The 16,831-nt window shown below is 54.2% G+C and carries 17 protein-coding genes and 1 pseudogene; 11 read left to right on the forward strand and 7 right to left on the reverse strand.

Annotation, left to right across the window (positions count from 1 at the left end; genetic code table 11):
* Positions 1-9: 9 nt before the first annotated feature.
* From ABM562_RS03395 to ABM562_RS03410, 4 genes are all read left to right on the forward strand, one after another.
* Entirely contained in the window at positions 10-549 is a 540-nt protein-coding gene (locus ABM562_RS03395; RefSeq protein WP_460420841.1) for a hypothetical protein, read from the forward strand.
* On the forward strand, positions 549-1,145 hold the full coding sequence (locus tag ABM562_RS03400) for a tail fiber assembly protein (RefSeq protein ID WP_460420842.1): 597 nt from the start codon (positions 549-551) through the stop codon (positions 1,143-1,145). The genes ABM562_RS03395 and ABM562_RS03400 overlap by 1 nt, the downstream gene beginning before the upstream one ends.
* A gap of 61 nt (positions 1,146-1,206) precedes the next feature.
* On the forward strand, positions 1,207-1,830 hold the full coding sequence (locus tag ABM562_RS03405; protein ID WP_460420844.1) for a glycoside hydrolase family 19 protein: 624 nt from the start codon (positions 1,207-1,209) through the stop codon (positions 1,828-1,830).
* Entirely contained in the window at positions 1,827-2,357 is a 531-nt protein-coding gene (locus ABM562_RS03410; RefSeq protein ID WP_460420846.1) for a DUF2514 family protein, read from the forward strand. The genes ABM562_RS03405 and ABM562_RS03410 overlap by 4 nt, the downstream gene beginning before the upstream one ends.
* Before the next feature lie 385 nt (positions 2,358-2,742).
* Here ABM562_RS03410 and ABM562_RS03415 read toward each other — a convergent pair whose 3' ends face one another.
* Positions 2,743-3,240 carry an ImmA/IrrE family metallo-endopeptidase gene (locus ABM562_RS03415; protein WP_460420848.1) on the reverse strand — a complete coding sequence of 166 codons (498 nt, stop codon included), beginning with the start codon at positions 3,238-3,240 and terminating at the stop codon, positions 2,743-2,745.
* Entirely contained in the window at positions 3,224-3,631 is a 408-nt protein-coding gene (locus tag ABM562_RS03420; RefSeq protein WP_460420850.1) for a helix-turn-helix domain-containing protein, read from the reverse strand. The genes ABM562_RS03415 and ABM562_RS03420 overlap by 17 nt, the downstream gene beginning before the upstream one ends.
* Positions 3,632-3,761: 130 nt before the next feature.
* On the opposite strand from ABM562_RS03420, the gene ABM562_RS03425 reads away from it, so the two are divergent.
* Complete coding sequence (locus ABM562_RS03425; protein WP_460420851.1) at positions 3,762-3,971, forward strand: hypothetical protein; 210 nt, start codon at positions 3,762-3,764, stop codon at positions 3,969-3,971.
* Positions 3,972-3,984: 13 nt separating this feature from the next.
* Here ABM562_RS03425 and ABM562_RS03430 read toward each other — a convergent pair whose 3' ends face one another.
* A complete protein-coding gene (locus ABM562_RS03430; protein ID WP_460420853.1) occupies positions 3,985-4,296 on the reverse strand; it encodes a hypothetical protein in 312 nt (103 codons plus the stop codon).
* A 542-nt stretch (positions 4,297-4,838) separates the two neighbouring features.
* Here ABM562_RS03430 and ABM562_RS03435 point away from each other — a divergent pair.
* Positions 4,839-5,252, forward strand: a complete 414-nt coding sequence (locus ABM562_RS03435; RefSeq protein ID WP_036996260.1) for a hypothetical protein — start codon at positions 4,839-4,841, stop codon at positions 5,250-5,252.
* Positions 5,253-5,278: 26 nt separating this feature from the next.
* Here ABM562_RS03435 and ABM562_RS03440 read toward each other — a convergent pair.
* Positions 5,279-5,997: pseudogene (locus tag ABM562_RS03440) on the reverse strand (IS3 family transposase); the annotation flags it as partial.
* A 491-nt stretch (positions 5,998-6,488) separates the two neighbouring features.
* Here ABM562_RS03440 and ABM562_RS03445 point away from each other — a divergent pair.
* The 5 genes from ABM562_RS03445 to ABM562_RS03465 are packed head-to-tail and all read left to right on the forward strand — an operon-like array spanning position 6,489 to position 12,101.
* Positions 6,489-7,127, forward strand: a complete 639-nt coding sequence (locus tag ABM562_RS03445; RefSeq protein WP_460420855.1) for a thermonuclease family protein — start codon at positions 6,489-6,491, stop codon at positions 7,125-7,127.
* Positions 7,128-7,151: 24 nt separating this feature from the next.
* A complete protein-coding gene (locus tag ABM562_RS03450) occupies positions 7,152-8,588 on the forward strand; it encodes a hypothetical protein (protein WP_264382188.1) in 1,437 nt (478 codons plus the stop codon).
* A 15-nt stretch (positions 8,589-8,603) separates the two neighbouring features.
* On the forward strand, positions 8,604-9,407 hold the full coding sequence (locus tag ABM562_RS03455) for a hypothetical protein (RefSeq protein WP_460420857.1): 804 nt from the start codon (positions 8,604-8,606) through the stop codon (positions 9,405-9,407).
* A 3-nt stretch (positions 9,408-9,410) separates the two neighbouring features.
* Positions 9,411-10,991, forward strand: coding sequence for a methyl-accepting chemotaxis protein (locus tag ABM562_RS03460; protein WP_460420859.1), 1,581 nt, complete (start codon positions 9,411-9,413; stop codon positions 10,989-10,991).
* Positions 10,992-11,015: 24 nt separating this feature from the next.
* Positions 11,016-12,101 (forward strand): hypothetical protein, encoded by a 1,086-nt coding sequence (locus ABM562_RS03465; RefSeq protein ID WP_460420861.1) that lies wholly within the window; start codon positions 11,016-11,018, stop codon positions 12,099-12,101.
* 398 nt (positions 12,102-12,499) lie between these two features.
* Here ABM562_RS03465 and ABM562_RS03470 read toward each other — a convergent pair whose 3' ends face one another.
* The 3 genes from ABM562_RS03470 to ABM562_RS03480 form a co-directional block, all read right to left on the reverse strand.
* Positions 12,500-14,368, reverse strand: a complete 1,869-nt coding sequence (locus ABM562_RS03470; protein ID WP_460420863.1) for a DNA/RNA helicase domain-containing protein — start codon at positions 14,366-14,368, stop codon at positions 12,500-12,502.
* Between the two features lie 24 nt (positions 14,369-14,392).
* Positions 14,393-14,776, reverse strand: a complete 384-nt coding sequence (locus ABM562_RS03475; protein ID WP_120731560.1) for a nucleotide pyrophosphohydrolase — start codon at positions 14,774-14,776, stop codon at positions 14,393-14,395.
* 542 nt (positions 14,777-15,318) lie between these two features.
* Positions 15,319-16,761 (reverse strand): hypothetical protein, encoded by a 1,443-nt coding sequence (locus tag ABM562_RS03480; protein WP_460420865.1) that lies wholly within the window; start codon positions 16,759-16,761, stop codon positions 15,319-15,321.
* Positions 16,762-16,831: the final 70 nt, after the last annotated feature.

Below are 16,831 nucleotides of genomic sequence, written 5' to 3' on the forward strand. Positions count from 1 at the left end.
GAGACAGTAATGGCAAAACAAACAATCAATCTGGGCACGCCCCCGACGGGCGTGGGCGGTGATACGCCGCGAAGTGCATTCGGCAAGGCCCAGGCTAACTTCGACGAACTGTATGGCGTGACGGGCAACCTGAAGTCCGCAGCATTTGCAGCCATCGTCGGCACCGTTTCGCAGGCCGGCGGCGTGCCGTCTGGCGCATTGATGGAAGTCGGCAGCAATGCCAATGGCGAGTACTTCAAGTACGCCTGCGGCATGCAGATCTGCATCAAGCGGAACTTCAACATCCCCGGTTTCGTCATTGCTCCAGGTGCGATGGGGGGCTCGTCCCTCTATCCATTCCCCGCGCCATTCGTTGATGTTCCCGCGAAGTCATTCAGCGGTTACGTGTCGGATGGCGGCGGCGCGCGAACGGGGATTTCGCTCATTGATGACTCGCCCATGAATGGCGGGTCGATTGACGGCTGGCGCTTCTACATCAAGAACACCACGGCGACGAACACCCAGATCATCTACGCGTGCCACTTGATTGCCATCGGGAGGTGGTTCTGATGCTCATCAAGCTCTCACCGGTTCGGGCTGATGCCGAGCTGTCCGTCTCGAAGCAAGACGAAGCCCTGACCCTCAACGGTACCGTGCTGGATTTCTCGCGGCTTGCCGACGGTGCGTCACTGCCTGCTGCCGCAATCAGTAGCGAGTGGATCATCGGTGACGTCGAGCGCGCCAACGGCAGCGTGGTGGTGATGCTTCGAATGCCGCACGGCCCAGATGCCAGCGAAGCGGCGCGATTCCCCGCGGATATCGTCAATCCACAAAACGGTGTGGTGCGCCTGCCAACCGGATCGGCCAGCGCGCCAGCCAGCACAACGCCCGGCGTGATCGACTGGAGCCAGATGGTCACCGTCGAGATGAAGGCACAGGCGGCCGCCGAGCAGCACCTGGCTACCGTGGTCGCCGAGACCGCTGCCCGGCGGGCCACTGCCGACGCCGCCATTGATCCGCTGCAGGACGCCGTCGATATCGAAGACGCCACCGAGGCAGAGGTGGCCGCGCTAAAGGCCTGGAAGAAGTACCGCGTGGCGCTGATCCGCCTGCCGGACCAGGCCGGCTACCCGGCGACCATCGATTGGCCGGTAGCCCCAGCCTGACTGCCACCACCGAACACCGACACCCGCCAGCGAGCGGGTTTATTTTTGCCTGGAGAAACGCATGCCCCTTTTGACCGAGCAGCAGTTGCTGCAGATCCTCCCGAACGCCCGCCCAGTCGCGGGCATTTTTTTGCCTGCGCTGAACCGGGCCATGGCGCGCTACAAGATCGATAGCCCGGTGCGCATGGCCGCGTTCCTGGCCCAGGTCGGGCATGAGTCGGGTCAGCTGCGCAACCTGGTGGAGAACCTGAACTACAGCGTTGAGGCGCTGGTGCGCACCTGGCCCAGCCGGTTCACTCCGGAGTCGGCGGCCGCCTGCGCTCGACAGCCGGAGAAGATCGCCAACACCGTATACAGCGGGCGCATGGGAAACACTCGCCCGGGTGACGGCTGGCGGTTCCGTGGGCGCGGCCTGATCCAACTCACTGGTCGGGCGAACTATGCTGCCGCAGGCGCCGGCCTGGCCCTGCCGCTGGAAGAGAAGCCTGAACTGCTCGAACAGCCGGAGCACGCCGCCATGTCCGCCGCCTGGTGGTGGTCGACTCACGGGCTGAACGAACTGGCCGACGCCGGCCGCTTCCAGGATATCGGTAGCATTATCAACACGGGCAAGCCGGGCCGGGTGCCGCACGGCGTTGCTGAGCGCAAGGCACTGTATGACCGGGCGTTGAAGGTGCTGGCGTGATCAGTGCGCGCACGATAGGTGCAGCGGCATCGCTGGCACTGGTGCTCTGGGCGTTCTGGGGCACCTACGAGCACGGCCGCTCGACCATGGATGCCGAATGGAAGGCGCGCTGGGCTGATCGTGACGCCGGTGACAAGCAGGCCTGGGCGCTGGAGGAAGCCAGGGCCCGCAGCGAAGAGCAACGCCGCGCCGCGGCACAGGAGGAGGCGAGAGCAAATGCCCGGGAACAAGAAAACACTGCAGCTGTTGATGGCACTGGCGCTGATGCTGTTGGCCAGCGGATGCGCGACGAAGCTGCCCGATATGCCGCCGCCGCAGGCAAGCGCGCCGCAGATTCCGCCGCTGCCGCCCGAGGCCAGGCAGCCATCCGCGCCGCCATGGTGCTCTCCGACCTGCTCGCACGGGCTGATGCTCGAGCGGGAGAGTTGGCGAAAGCGTATGACCGAGCCCGAATAGCCGGGCTGTCGTGTGAGGCTACGTACTCAATATTGTTGAGTGACTCAGTTGAGGTGATTCCAAAAAAATAGCGGCAGCACCTCCTCAGGTGCTGCCGCTCGTCCGGTTGGTGGGTAGAAGCTGAGGCGCCATGGACGCTCAGTTCAACTCATTTGCTAACATAAATTTTGAATGGCTTGCCCACTGCACGCTGGATGTGGCCGTTTTTGAGGCGACGGCTCCAGCGGAGGATGAACGTGCCACGTTCGTCGGTATAGGTCATAGCGACTCTCCTAAAGAGGTGGCCACTACTCATTAATTCTGGACAACTCCACCAAACGGGACTAGAGTTCGCACCTGTTCTAGGCAGTGCTTTCACTAGCGGTTCTGCGGAAGCGGAGAGCGAGTGGAGAACTCCCCCAGTAGGTTTGCGGCCTACTGCCAATTTCTGGTTGATCATGTTTGCGGCATGGTCAATCAGAAATATTTCAGTTCAAGCTGAGCGCTCGGCGGCTTGAGTTTGAGCTTTCTGATGATTGAGTCAGCAAATTCGTCAGCTTGCCATTCGGAATCTTCTTCGAGAATTCCTTTTGTGTCTGAAAAGTGAAGCATCGCTCGATGACACAAAAAGATGTGCCCCAGCTCGTGAAGGAAAATCCTGATAGCCTCAGGGTCGCTCCTGTTCAGCTTCTCGTACATCCATTCCGGCATGTAAATGAAGCCTTTCTGTGGGTCCACCATCGCCCTCGCGATGTCCTCCATCATCCACTCATCGTTCTCGATGGAGTCAATGAAGATTCCATTTTCTTCGAGGTCGTTGATGAACATCCCGATTTTCTGTACCGAGAATGATTGACGACTTAGCTTGAAGATTTTGCAGATCCTGCCAGCAATGAAGTCAATATCGGTCGGGCTCAGCGCGGGCACACGATGCCCGCGCATGTCATAGTGATCAGCTTCACTTGGAGTGGTCATCGCTGTTTTCCCCGTAGATTTCCCCGAGTAAGCGACCCAGACGAGTCAGCTGCTCCTGGTTAAGATCTGAGTTGGCAAAACCAGCGATAAGCATACGATGCTGCGGGCGCAGCCCTTCAAGCGAGACTGATTCGTTGTCGTCGCAAGCAATCGCCTTCAACTCTTGAACGTTGATTTGTTCGCCAAGCTCGTTGAAATAGCTGGCAATTTTTTCAACCCAGTCCATCGGGATCTTGCTACGGCCTGTTTCCATTGCACTCAAAAACGCAGTAGATGCGCCAAGTGTGCTAGCCATCATGCTAAGTGTTACACCGTATGCGCGGCGATACTCACGTACCTTTGCGCCAAATTTGGAAAGCGACATGGTCACGGCCCCTTTCTGCTTTTTCATGAGAATGGTTGCATTAAGCCGTCCTAAGACTGGCTTGTCAACCATTCTAGTTGAAAAGTTCAAAACTTGAAAGGAAAGGCTGTGGATGCGGATGCCTATACTGCGCTAATCGACCAAGGGAGCTGTGCTCATGAAATCCACGATCCAAGGGCTCGTAGAGGCCGGCGAGCCACTGATTCAGCAGGCCATCGATGCGCTGCGCCGCTACCATGCAGCCCAGGATTCTGGTCAACCAGAAGAGGACGTCGAGCGCCTACGGCTGGAGGCCGAGTCGCTGTATCAGGCTGTCACCGAGTACCAGTTGCGCGCGTTGGGCGGTGATGGTGTGACGCGCCACTAAGCTCGCTTCACCTCTATCCGTCTGGCGCCGGCGGCATGCCGCCGTAGGTGGCAGGGCAGCCCCCAATGTGTCGATTCTTCAGTTCGGTGTTTTCTACCAGGGCATCGGACAGCTCCCAGGTCATGCGCTCGATCCTGGCATTCAGCTTGGTGATCTCGGCGGCTTGGGCCTGGTGAATGGCCACCAGCTTCTCGATGTTCTCCCGGGCCCGGTCGAGTTCGTGTCGCAGTTGCTCGCACTCGGCTTCGACCAGGCGCGCATGCTGGCGCAACATTTGTACAGGCGTGGGCATGCCCAGCGCGAAGCTGTCGTCTTCGATGATCACGGTGTCACCTACCAATACTGTTTGGATATACAGTAATCGAGGCAGGGCAATTCTGACCAGCTCAGGGTGACGAGCTGCAGGGGGAGAGGGATTGTGTTCGGTCGGCAGGACGCCGGAGGAGGGGGAGTAGCTGCGCAAAACCACCCGTCCAGGCCGCGTGTTTCCGTTTGCAAAACCACGAAAAACCCGATACTTTGGCGGTCCGGTTTAGGGTTGAATGTGAGCGAAATCAGCGACTTACTGACCTTTCGCCCGCTGCATGGGGTGCAAGGGGTCGAGTGTTCGAATCACTCCGTCCCGACCATTAAATTCAATGACTTAGCCCAATCCGAAAAGATTGGGCTTTTTCATGCGTGGGACTTTTTCGGGACATCATTCGATTTTCCTCTTCAAAAGCGTCTGAGTAAAATTCGAAGGCTAACGGGTTAGATTTTGTTTTAACGCTAGCCCAGCGGTTTACGGCATAGCGCTTCGGAGCGCTAAAGTTCAATGATTGGGCGCCGATTTCTTATACGTAACGACTATTCAAGGAATGGATGGGTATGTTTGGATTTATTGCGAATAAAGCGAAAGCTCTGACAGAGGTGGTCACGGAGAAAGTGTCTTCCGCAAGCGATGCTGTAGCCTCTGCAAAGGGTGCGGTGCTTGAAAGCGTTGGGGAGGGGGCTACCGCTGCGGTCTCGCGGGTAGAGAAGCATTGGCCTGCTGTTGAAAAGGTTTTAGTTGATGGGCTGCTGACTGTTACTCATGATCGCTTGAAAGACGATGAGTTTTTCCTGCTCGCAGTAGAAAAGGCTTTCGAACTGCTTCCGGCGCCAGTTCGGTTGGTTTTGCCAAGATCTTCGATTATCAAGCATAGCTTGACTCATAGAGACTCGATCGTTGAAAAAATTGCAGCTCAACGAGCGGTCCGTTCGCTGTCGAGCGAACCCAAGTTAATAGAAACTGATGTGTAGATCTATGTTGTTGCTGATTGTAGTGGTCAACTAATCCCGGACACTGCGTTAAGTTTTTCCTCGGCCATAGCGGGCGATAGCCCGCCGTTGAATTGATGTGGTTATTGCCAGTTGTACCTAGTGCATCAAAAACCGACCGATCTCCTGCTGCGCCAGCGATGCACTCATGTAGCCCACGGTCGGTATCCATTCCGTTTTCAGGCTGAGAAACAACCGTACCGTCGGTGCGTTATCTTAGTAGTTTCCGCGCCGGCTCATGCTTTGCGTGAAACGATAACGCCATAATCGCTGGCGAGCGCTCCGGCTGCCGTATCGGCTTCCTTGGTCGCTGTGAAACAGCGCGTTCTGGGGCCGGCCACGCTGTCCATACGCCATGTCCAAAGCCTTGATCACCCAGTCGGCATCGGGTTCCGATGAAAACGCCCAGCCTACCACGCGACGGGCAAACAGATAGATCACAGCCGCCACATAGTGCCAGCGACCTTGAGCTCAGACATGCGTGATGTCCTCGCACCAGGCCTCATTCGGTGCCGGCACGTTGAACTCTCGACCCAGCACGTTCGGAATATCGGCTGCTCCACCGAGGCCTTTTTGTAGGTATGCGAACTAGGTCGCTTGCTGATCAGTTTCATCTCGCTCATCAGCTAGCGCATCTTTCGTTTTCTAATCGCTATACTGTCCTCGCGCATCATGAACATGATCCTTCGGCTGCCCGCCGCGCTTGGCTTGGGGTGAACAGTTCGTCCTCGCTTAAATGGGTGTCTGGCTTCTTAGGCTGTATGACGAGCCTTGATGAAAGGCTCAAGCGCCTGGTCATCAATGTCTGTTAGCGCCGGGGTAATTTGAAACAAGTTGGTATCTATCTGTTTTTTCTAGTTAATAATTTTTGAGTCAACTTGCTTGGAATACCAGTTGGAACGCAGCGTGGTCTGGATTCCGATGGAAGGTGCTTTTTGAGCACTTTTCTGTGCGCCAGCTGACAGATTGGTACCGGAAAACATCCAACACGGTAATCCTTGCGCCCTTGGCGCCAATCGGACAGCTAGCTGAAGACATACAGGCCTTCAGCACATCTTGAAAAATACCGTCCGGTCATCCTGTCAATGAGCTTTTTCTGAAAATTCCCGTTAAGATTCCGCGCAAACAATGGCCTTTTGGTATTACCTATCTCTTGGGATCCTCACGATCCTTTGCGCGGAGTTTCAGGGACGAATGCGGTTCAGCCCATGGACAGTTGTGCTGCTAGTCACCGTGACCTTCAAGGCGTTGGCCGACGAGGTAGAGTGCCGCGTGGTGGCCATCAGTGACGGAGACACCTTCACCTGCCTAACGGAATCCAACCAACAGGTAAAGATCAGGATGGCCAACATCGACACTCCCGAAAGTGGCCAGCCCTACGGTCGTCAGGCGAAGGATCAACTCGCCAAGTTGATCTTTGGTCGAGTCATCCAACTCACCTTAAGTGGCGAAGACAAGTACGGCCGGCACATCGGCGAAGCCGCTGTCGATGGGGTTAGCGTCAACCGAGAAATGGTTAGCCGTGGCGCCGCCTGGGTCTTTGATCGCTACAACCGCGATACCACCTTGCCTGCTCTGCAAGGAACTGCCCGAGCAGCACGCCTGGGCCTTTGGGCGCTTCCCGAGTCCGACATTATTCCCCCTTGGGAATGGAGGAGTACTGGGCGTTCTCTCAACTCTCTGGTAGCCGAGCGCAAAACTCGGGATGCCACGTCTGCCGGTTATGTCTGTGGCGCCAAGCGCTACTGCGGACAGATGAGCAACTGCCAAGAAGCCAATTTCTACCTGCAGCAATGCGGAGTTTCCAGCCTGGATCGGGATCGTGATGGCGTTCCCTGTGAAAGCCTCTGCCGTTGACGCAATGCTCTCAAGGAAGTTTCGATGAAGCTATTTAAGATGTTGTTTGGTTGGTTGAGGGCTCCGCGCCGGCAGAGTGATCCCGAGCATCCAGACCTGCATGTCCTCGACAAGGATGAGCTGCTCAAAGAGTTGGATATTGAAGCTCAAGCACAGCGTCTCGGTGCCGCTGGCGCACCTGCTCCCGACGAAACTCACCTATCCGGCATTGAAGAGTCGATCTGCCAGAAACTGGAAGGTTTTCGCCTCAGCTATCAAAACTGGGCAACGACCCATGTTCAACGCATTCAAGAGCGCCTGGTGACCTATGACATCACCAAGACAGTAAATCGCACCGCCAATCTGGCCGATGAATTTGAGCGCGAGGCGAATCGCCGAGTTTCCGATCGTGAAATCGAGTTGCGCAATCTGCGGAGCTCGGCGCACCAACGTGAACAAGAGCTACTCAAATTCCGCGAGGAGAATCAGCTCACCCGCCATGCGCGGGTGATTTCCGGCACTCGTAAAGCTATCTATATCCTGCTGGCGATATTCACCGTGGCAGTCGAAGGCATTCTAAACGCCGGTTTTTTTGCTGCCGGTTTAGATGGCGGATTGTTCCAGGGCTTCTTTTTTGCCGGAGCCTTGGCGGCGACAAACGTCGGCATTGCCGTTGCGCTCGGTCGTTTCCTTGTGCCGAACATCAATCACATCAGCCCCATCCGCCGTCTTGCCGGGTACCTGGGCGTGATCGTGGCGGGGGTAATCATGGGAGTGCTCGGTCTGATCATCGCACATTTCCGCGATGCGCTTGGACAGGCTGGCGATGTGGGTATTAGTGTCATGGCCGCTGCCGCGCTCCAAGCTCTGCAAAGCAACCCGCTCGGATTCCATGACGTCTTCTCAATAATTCTGTGTGTCGTGAGCGTGGTGTTCGCGCTTGCCGGACTCTGTGAAGGCTACAAGCTATCAGATCCCTACCCAGGATATGCCAGCGTCCAGAGAGTCGCCGATGAAGCCAAAGCCTTCTACGACCATGAGATTGCTCAGATTCGGGACGAGTTGGAGCACCTGAAAGAAGAGTATGTCGGCAAGCTGGAGCAGGGCCTTGAGCAAGCCAAAGTTGACGTTGTCGCCTTTCGTGCAGAAGTCGATAAGAAGCGCATCGCGCCCGAGCGCCTACAACGAGCGCTGGACAAGGCTGAGCACATGATGAGTGCACTGGTAAAAATCTTCCGAACCGAAAACGAGATATCTCGAAAGGTCACGGGTGTCCCGGTTCCCGCTTACTTCCGCCAGCCCGTACCGGTACGGCAATTGACCTTGCCTGACTTCAACACAACTGCGGATGAGCGAGCTCTGCAGGAGCAGGAAGGACTGCTAGGTGACCTCCTGAATCAAATCGAAGACATCCGTCGCCGAATTCAATCGTCCTACGACGTCAAATTCAGTCAACTTGAACCCATCCGCCAACAGATCTGACACAGGAACCCTAGAATGCGCAAGACGAGCATGGCGGAAAAAAAGCGCCGTCAGGAACTCCGTACGATTGCACTATTGGTGATTGCCCTCCTGTCGATGGCGGGCGCAATAGTCTGGTATTTCCTCCATAGGCCCACAGCCACAGATAAACTCACGTTGTGCCCCACGTCTGGCCCGTTAGGCCACTATGTTGTGCTGGTCGACAATACCGACCCTTACAACTTCATCCAGCGCCAAGCCTTCGCTCAAGGCTTAAAAGCCCTGGCAGACAATGTCGTGCCTGAAGGGTATCTACTGTCGGTGTATGCCCTCGGTGAGGACTTTACTCAGACCGCCAAACCGCTCTTTGAGAAGTGCAACCCGGGTACCGCTGCGGGAAAATCAGAATTTGATTCCAACCCCGCGCGCATCCAAGAGCGCTTCGAGCGTGAGTTTCGCGAGCCGGTGACTCAGCTGGAAAACGTCCTGATGCAGGAAAAGCCAGCTGACAAATCACCAATTTTTGAGATGCTTCAGTTGGTCGCGATCAATAGCTTTCAAGCGGAAAACATCAAAGGCCCTAAGACCCTCATTGTCTATTCAGACATGCTGGTCAATACCGCCGACTTCAGCATGTTCAAAGGGCAAGCTGACTTCGATGGCTTCGCTACCAGTGCTTATGGGCAGAAAACACAGACCCGTCTAAAAGGCGTTCAGGTCAAGCTGAACTACCTAATGAACTACCCCAAATTACAGACACGGAAGCAGCTGACCTTCTGGGAACGCTATTTCGAGAAAGCGGGCGCCCGGCTCATTGCTGTTACGCCAATGGAGGGTTGAGTCATGCCAATAAAGATCTCCCTGAAGAGACTGTTCGTCCTTACTTGCGCCTTAAAAGTCGGTAGCTCGTTTGTTGGCTGGTATCTGCATGAGCCCTGGATCTTCGGCCTTCTGCTGCCCTTGTGCTTCATGGCAGCGTACATGATCATTGGTTATCGGCTGCGTGATAGCGACATTTCGGCAGAGAAGTTCGCGGACTCATGTTACTACCTGGGCTTCATCTTCACTATCGCCTCAATCATCTTCTCGCTCTTCGACCTGCCGAATATCGGTACCGACCTGACCGCCATTGCCGTGCGCTTCGGCGCAGCCATGGTGAGTACCGTGCTGGGCTTAGCCGTACGCGTGACCCTGGTGAGCTTCCGGCCGAGTACTGACGATGCTTTAAGCAATGTTGAAGATCAGGTGATCGATGCCTCGCGGAAGTTAGCTGAGGAGTTTCAGAAGTCTCTTGAGCGGCTGGTCGACTTCCGCGCAGATGTCATGCGCGCCACCGACGAGACGGTGACAGCGGTTAAGGAGCAGATCCTCGCGATGTCGGAGGCGCATCAGGCCAAGACCACGGAATTCTTTGCAACCATGACTCAGCACAACAAGGAAATGATGCTGGGGTTGATGCAAGACGTCCGCACTACTGCGCTGGGCATGACTCAGATCATCACGGATTATGAAGCAGTCGCCAAAGATGCGACTGAACGAATTGATCAGTCGGTAGTGACTTTTGTTGATGGGCTGGTTACCCGTCTGGATGAGGTACAGTTCCCGGATGACCTGTTCTCCAATCGACTGGAGGGCGCCGTGACGCAGCTGGGCGTAGTCACCGAAACTGCAACCGACAGCCTCAAGTCGGTGACTCTCGATGTGCAAGGCTCTGCGCGCTTGGTCAACAACTCCATCAAGCGCATCAACGAAAAGCTGGAAAGCATGGGCAGCGTGCTGGACGACGTGCACCAGGTCGGTGCCAGCCTGGAGGTACTGACCAGGTTGCTGCAAACCCAGCAAGAATCTGTGCTTCAGGAAATGGGCCAGCAATCCCAGTCCCTGATCGCCGTCGTGGATGCGCAACAAGAGTCGCTAAATGCCCAGTTGGGCTCGCAACTGGGGGCCACCACGCAACTCACCAGTGCCATTCAGTTGCTCGCTGAGGCGATGGGCCAGACCGTGGCATCGGTTACCAAGATCCACCACGTAGCCGAGCAGCAAGGCAGTAGTACTGAAGAGATCAAAAAGGCCAGCCAGGAACTGGTGGCAACGCTCCAACACAGCGTCCCGCAACTGCTGACGGTGGTCAGTCAATCGAGCCAGCACGCCGAGCTAGCGAATCAGGAGCACCAACAGGTCAAGGCTATGGGCCAGCAGGTTCTTCAAAGTCTTAGCCGGCTGGTGGAGCTCAGCTCTTCTCACCTTGAGTCCAATAGTGGTCTGGCCCGACTTGAGCAACTGGATAATGTACAGCGCAGGCTGGACGTCATCAGTGATCACCTCAAGAAAACGCCGCTGGGCGGCGAGAACGTGGTGCCATTCAGCCCGCCAGCAGGCGGAACTGATGATCGGCAGATTCAACCGGAATCAAGCAGCAGCTGACACTGAGTCCTGGAGCAGCCTGAAATGGCATCGAACAATGACCAGATCTTCCAGCTATCGCTGACGGAGATCGCCCTGACCCTCATCTTTATGCTGATGCTTCTGCTCGGCTTCATGGTGTTTCAAAAGACTCAGGAGAACCAGAAGTTGCAAGAGCAGCTCCACGCCATCGATGGGATCGATACCAAGATGGCGCAGCTGGACAAGGCCAAGACTCATCTCATCGATGAGATCAAAGCCCACAGCTCGCGCAATCCTGACGAGGTGATCAGCCAGTTACTCGAGGCGGGTCAGGCAAAGCAGGACGTTGTGCGATTGAAGCAGCTACTGGATGAGCAGGAACAGAAGATTACAGCCCTTGGTGAGCTACAGAAAATGGTGGAGGCGGCGGGCGGCGACGGCGGTCAGCTCGTGAAGAAACGGGTCGAAGATGCTATGGCCTTAGCAACATCGTTAAAAGAGGCGGTGCAGAAGTCGCTGAAGGATCCTCAGGACGTCGACAAAGCCAATGACGTCAAGTTTCTCAAAGAGCAAGTCGAGGCATCACTTGGCAAGCTCGACGCCCTGGAGCAATTACTGGATAAATCCCCGGCCCTCGCCAGCCTTGAAGGCAAGAGCAGCCTCGAGAAGATGCAGAAACTGGCGGAGGAGTACCAGCACTTCACGGCGATGCAAGCTGATCCGGGCAACCCTATCGCCGTGAAGAAAGAAAACGCAGACCTTAAAGGCCAGCTGCTCTACCTCAAGCACCGCTTGGAGGCTAATGGTGGTATGGACTTCCCCCCGTGCTGGGCGGACGAAAAGACTGGGAAGGTGCAAATGCTCTTCACGCTGGAGCTGCGAGAGAGCGACTTGAGCCTTGAGTCTGCGTGGCCTGAAAGCCGGCAGGCGGATGCCAAAGCCCTGCCTAACATCGATCAGGTAATGAGTCGGCCAGTGAGCAGTTATAACGAGTTCCTGCGAGCGGTAAAGCCTATTGCCGATCTCAGTCGTGCTCAGAACTGCCGACACTACGTTCGACTTAAAAACGCGATCAACGATGCAATCACCTCGGATCGCCGGCGCCTGAGCATCGAAGGTTATTTCTACAAAATCGAGGTGCGTCGGTAACGACGCCGTCGTTTGGGCCAGGCTGGCCATGTGGTCTCCTGCCCTGGCCGTCCTCCGGGCGGTCGCACATCCCCCTATGTGGACACTGCACGATCACGATGGAGGGCGGTAACTCGAGCGTTTCGAAATCATCCTCCCTCGGTAGCACACAACCGCCCCCAGCGGGTTCAGCATCGTTGAGGTGCAAACCCTCCACCAGCCAGAGTCTGGCTATCTCTCCCAGGCCAGCAAGGAAGCACTACCGACACAGCGGGCCAGCGAGATCGGGCAACTGCTGCCGCATCAGTGGGTGCCGACCTAACTTACGTAAGTTGAGCTGGGTGGACGCTTAAGACTGTCGTCCCTGTGCGTACGATGTCCCCACTCGCATGAACAGGGGGTTCTAGCAAACGATAGCGTCAATGATTGCTGTTTTGGCTAAGCCGACTCTCAAAGTATTGCGCAGTCTCTTTGTCGGTGCAGTACAGGTAGCAACCCTTCATCCCGCGTGTCATCAGGGTTCGGTATGTGTTCTTGATGATCAGGTCTGTTTCATTTTTCGCGAGGGTAGGTTGCTCTTTCATCATTTTTTTCCAGCCGCGAATCGATTTATCGTGCTTGTCGCGCTCATCCGGGGATGTCACTACCTTACCGTCACGTACGACTAGGTCTGGCCCGATGATTACACCGATGTAGTCGACTTCCAAACCTTGGCAGGTATGAATACAGCCAACCTGCTCAATGGAGTTCTCAGCGATGATCCAGAGGCTGCCATCCTGATCCAGGTTCCATTGGCGTTTGTAGTCACCAATGACGATATCAGCAGCGGTTGAGTCTTTCTTGCTCAGCCAAGGCCAACAATAGCCCGCGACCACACGAGCTTTGTTTCCGTGGTTTTTCTCGTTGATTGCTTCATGCATCGCCCGAGGTGAGTCGAACACCTTAAACTCGTACTCTTGAGTCTCAAGCGTCGGATTTGCCGTCGAGCGAATGCCTAGCGTGTCATCCAGCCATGCCAGGTAACCGTCAGAACCACTGCAGCGAAACTGCGAAGAAAGCACGTGTTCTTCAACCACAGCACCCTTGGCTTTTGCAAAGGCGCGTATCGCCTGCTTGCTGCCGATATCGCTCAAGGTTACACGCTGGTCTTCATCAATGAAGAAAATTGAGCATTTCGCTGAATCAATCAGCTCCTTGATCTGGTTTTCCCCAAGGTTTCCATAAAGCCCGCTTTTCTCATTCAGCCGGTGAGCTTCGTCCACGATAAGCGCATCGAATGTGTTGGGCTCAGTGTCGATGAATGCCCCAGAGCCTGAAAAGAAATTCGAGAAATGGCTGCGCTTGATGGTGCCAACCAGTTTGCTCTCGTAGACCTTGCGCGGGGCTGCGTTCTTGGAGACGTATTTGCTCATCAGCTTCAATTCGGTGAGCCTCACCAGCAGATTGATAGCCAGAACGGTCTTCCCGGTGCCCGGTCCACCTTCAATGATCATCACCTTGGGGGCTTGGTCCGAGGCCTCGCTTGCCGCCGCCAGCGCCGACTCAAAAATTGCTTTCTGATCGTCAATCAATACGAACTCGGGTTTGCCTTTCATCAACCCACCGAGGGCTTCGGCTAGCGCCTTGGACGGGCGAATTTTTCCATCGGACAGTTCGTAGAGAACCTCTTTGTTGTCGCCGTGAGCAATATGCTTTTTCAGGAAGCTTCTGAGTTTGGTGAGCTCATCCGGCCCTTTCAGGAACAGTGGGGCTTTGCTGATGTGGGGCTCGTAGTGAGCTGAGTCGATGATGCCGTCGCTGACGTAGTTATGAAGGTAGGCACACGGACGGATCTCGATGCTTTTGTCATACACCGCCTCGTTGAAGCCCTCCAGCAGCGCGGCGTATGACCATACTTGATAGGACGGGTGAATGGTCTCAACGAGGCCGCCACCCAATGCCGTTTTGACGATGGCATCCTTGGTAGTGGCGCTGGCCTTGCTCCATTGCTTCAATTCGATCAAGACGGCTTTTTTTGCCTGATTTTCGTCGCGACCGGTGAGAAGAAAATCGATTCGCTTCGACGACTGCGGAATGTGCAGCTCAATGGCCAGGCCCGCGTCGCTCGGCAGGCCTTCATCCCTAAGGACCTTGGCCATATACGTTAGAGATCCTTGCCACGACCTGATTTCCGACCTGCCAACGGTCTTGCCGGTGGCTTCCTTGAAATGCCTGAGGATCACCTCCTCAATGTCATCGTTATCGTTGTCTTTAAGAAATTGCTGTTTGGTCGCAGCGTAGACGATCACGGGCTGTCCTTAGATTCGAGTTGTTCAGAGTCGGTCGTACTTTTTGCTGCTGCTTTTGGCTTTATCCACGGGGTACTTCTGGCCGTTCGAGGCGAGTTTCCGTGTCACCGCCTCGTTGAGGTCGATGCCGAGCACGCTGCTCAGGCGAACCAGGTACATCAGTACGTCCGCCAGTTCGTCTTTTACGGCTAGGCCGATTTCGGGATCTTTAGCTACGGAGAGCGAATCGGCATCGCTCATCCATTGGAAAATCTCGCACAGCTCTCCTACCTCGCCAGTGAGCGCCAAGATGAGATTTTTTGGGGAGTGGAACTGCTGCCAGTCGCGATCATCTGCGAAACGCTGAAGGGATGCGGCAAGCTTCACTACGTCAACCAGTGGCGCGGATGAGCTGTCTGAGTCACTCACGGGGCTATCTCTTGAGTATCGGGGGGGGGGCAAAAAAATGTGTAGGAAATCTGGCGTAAGATTGTAAGAGTTTTCGCCGCTTTCGCAGCTTTTTTGTGTTTTTCTCACACGCTCTCTGCAGGCCGCATTGCTTGCCAGTATTCGCTAGGTACTTTGAGCGTTGCTAAGTAGGCCGCGACGACCCCCATGCCCACCGACTAGCGGCCTTTTTTCCCTCTGTTCGTTAGTTTGCAGAATGGGCCGTTTCTGGGCTAGCAGGTGATGGCAATCGGCACCAGACGAACGGATGTTGGCCGTGACGTAAATTATTGATGGGGCTGGACACTTCCTCCCCGAACTGGTCAGCAGCAACAGCCCTGAGCGGGCCTCCGGCAAGAGGAATCGATTGCACCAAACTACACCTTTGCTCTTCTTCGACGGGAAGCGCGTCGGCGGAGGAAGTGAGGACCTTTTCAGCTGATTTTTTAGAGACGAGAGTAATGGATCTAAGGTGGCAACAATCGGAACACCCCCCCAATTGTTGCCGCTACTAATTTTTTCTGTCAGGACATAATAATGGTATTTTTTATTTCGTTAAGCACCTCTTCTAGTGGGGTTTTATGTTCGAGCTTTAGCTTCTCAAGTGCTGATATTAGGTCTGTATCAGTTAATGGTATAATTAAGCCGTGGCCATTTTTAAATGAGTCTCTGCATCTTTCAATGAATAATTCTTTTTTAGATATCTCTCTGCATGTTATGATTCCAAGCATTCCTCGATTAACGGTTAATCGTCCAATCATTTGATCAAGCTCGGGGTTTTGTATGTCCTTTGAGTAGTTCTTGCATTCGATAATTAGATACGGGCAGGGTATCTTGTGAATCATATGGAGTGTATGAAAAAAGCCTTCCTTAGCTGAGTTTTCGAAGTATATATCAATCCTCTTTCTGCCCTGGTTTATCTCGGCTTCGAGTACAGGTGATGAGGCGTTTGGGTAAAGTAGCATTTCAAGAATGCCAACTATTGTTTTGTGATAATCTGATGCCGTTGATGGCCCCTGCTTAATCGAGCGTAGTTTCGCAATCAGGTGCTCTACTACTGAGTTCAAATTGAGCTCGGGATCAATTGAATCAGATGGGAGAGATCTAACCTGCTGCGCTTGCTGATCTCTGAAGGATTTAAAAACCAGTGGGTGTTTTTCTGTGAAATCGAATAACCATTCCTTGGTAAAATCTTTTACTACATTTTCTTTTAGGCTCTTTTTTGAAATGTAAGGAGTTCCATCCTTGCGATGCTCGACCCATATGCTACCTGTTCTTATGTGCTCATGTTGGAGATACTCAAGTACATGTTTATTATAGTAATTCTCAGGGGCATAAGCCTTGCTATAAGAAACGATTCCTTTCGGGGTGAGAAGGATTTTTTTTCCTTCAACAAGCAGTGTGTCTTCGTGAGTAAATATCCACTTTTTTCGGGATACATCCCATATAGGTCCGGCGGAAACACCAGCTGTTAATTTTATTTTATGTAGTTTGCATTGGGCCTGCGTATAGGTAATGAGGCTGCCTCGTATGAGGTTGGTAGTCATATCTGAAACTTTATCTTTGCCGATTCCTGGAATAAATAGTCGAAAGTCTTCTAGGTCGGTAATTTTTCCGGACTGTATTGCCTTACTTCCCATGATGCTTTCGAAAAGTTTCTTTGCGTCCTCACTACCAATTCCGTTACCCCTAGGTTTCCCTGCAGAAAGCCCGAGGCAGGTCTCATTAGGCTCATGAAGATGTGAGAAGAGTTCAAAAGCATCGTCCTCTTTCCCTTGGCGAACTAGATCTAAGAAATGAGAAAAAAAGGACCTTACTGAACTGGCAGCTTTTATCGACCAGCGATCCGGTCTTAATCCAAGAAGATAAGGATCCACAAATAATCGCGTGTCAAAATCAGTATCAATATCGACAAAGTCAAGTTCGAATTGAGTTTTGGAGAGTTTGAATCGTTTCGAAAGCTTCATGTTTTCGCCTTTTACAGTGGCCTAAGCTAGATAGTATTAATAATAAAGTGCGTAGGTGTCGGAGGGCGAT

It is taken from the genome of Pseudomonas sp. ZL2, assembly GCF_054788455.1.

What these genes read in the sequence shown, in the direction of transcription:
- ABM562_RS03420 (WP_460420850.1), bottom strand. Translation starts at nt 3,631, where the DNA reads ATGAAAAAGCAGAAAGGGGCCGTGACCATGTCGCTTTCCAAATTTGGC.
- ABM562_RS03425 (WP_460420851.1), top strand. Translation starts at nt 3,762, where the DNA reads ATGAAATCCACGATCCAAGGGCTCGTAGAGGCCGGCGAGCCACTGATT.
- ABM562_RS03465 (WP_460420861.1), top strand. Translation starts at nt 11,016, where the DNA reads ATGGCATCGAACAATGACCAGATCTTCCAGCTATCGCTGACGGAGATC.
- ABM562_RS03450 (WP_264382188.1), top strand. Translation starts at nt 7,152, where the DNA reads ATGAAGCTATTTAAGATGTTGTTTGGTTGGTTGAGGGCTCCGCGCCGG.
- ABM562_RS03435 (WP_036996260.1), top strand. Translation starts at nt 4,839, where the DNA reads ATGTTTGGATTTATTGCGAATAAAGCGAAAGCTCTGACAGAGGTGGTC.
- ABM562_RS03395 (WP_460420841.1), top strand. Translation starts at nt 10, where the DNA reads ATGGCAAAACAAACAATCAATCTGGGCACGCCCCCGACGGGCGTGGGC.
- ABM562_RS03455 (WP_460420857.1), top strand. Translation starts at nt 8,604, where the DNA reads ATGCGCAAGACGAGCATGGCGGAAAAAAAGCGCCGTCAGGAACTCCGT.
- ABM562_RS03460 (WP_460420859.1), top strand. Translation starts at nt 9,411, where the DNA reads ATGCCAATAAAGATCTCCCTGAAGAGACTGTTCGTCCTTACTTGCGCC.
- ABM562_RS03400 (WP_460420842.1), top strand. Translation starts at nt 549, where the DNA reads ATGCTCATCAAGCTCTCACCGGTTCGGGCTGATGCCGAGCTGTCCGTC.
- ABM562_RS03415 (WP_460420848.1), bottom strand. Translation starts at nt 3,240, where the DNA reads ATGACCACTCCAAGTGAAGCTGATCACTATGACATGCGCGGGCATCGT.
- ABM562_RS03480 (WP_460420865.1), bottom strand. Translation starts at nt 16,761, where the DNA reads ATGAAGCTTTCGAAACGATTCAAACTCTCCAAAACTCAATTCGAACTT.
- ABM562_RS03405 (WP_460420844.1), top strand. Translation starts at nt 1,207, where the DNA reads ATGCCCCTTTTGACCGAGCAGCAGTTGCTGCAGATCCTCCCGAACGCC.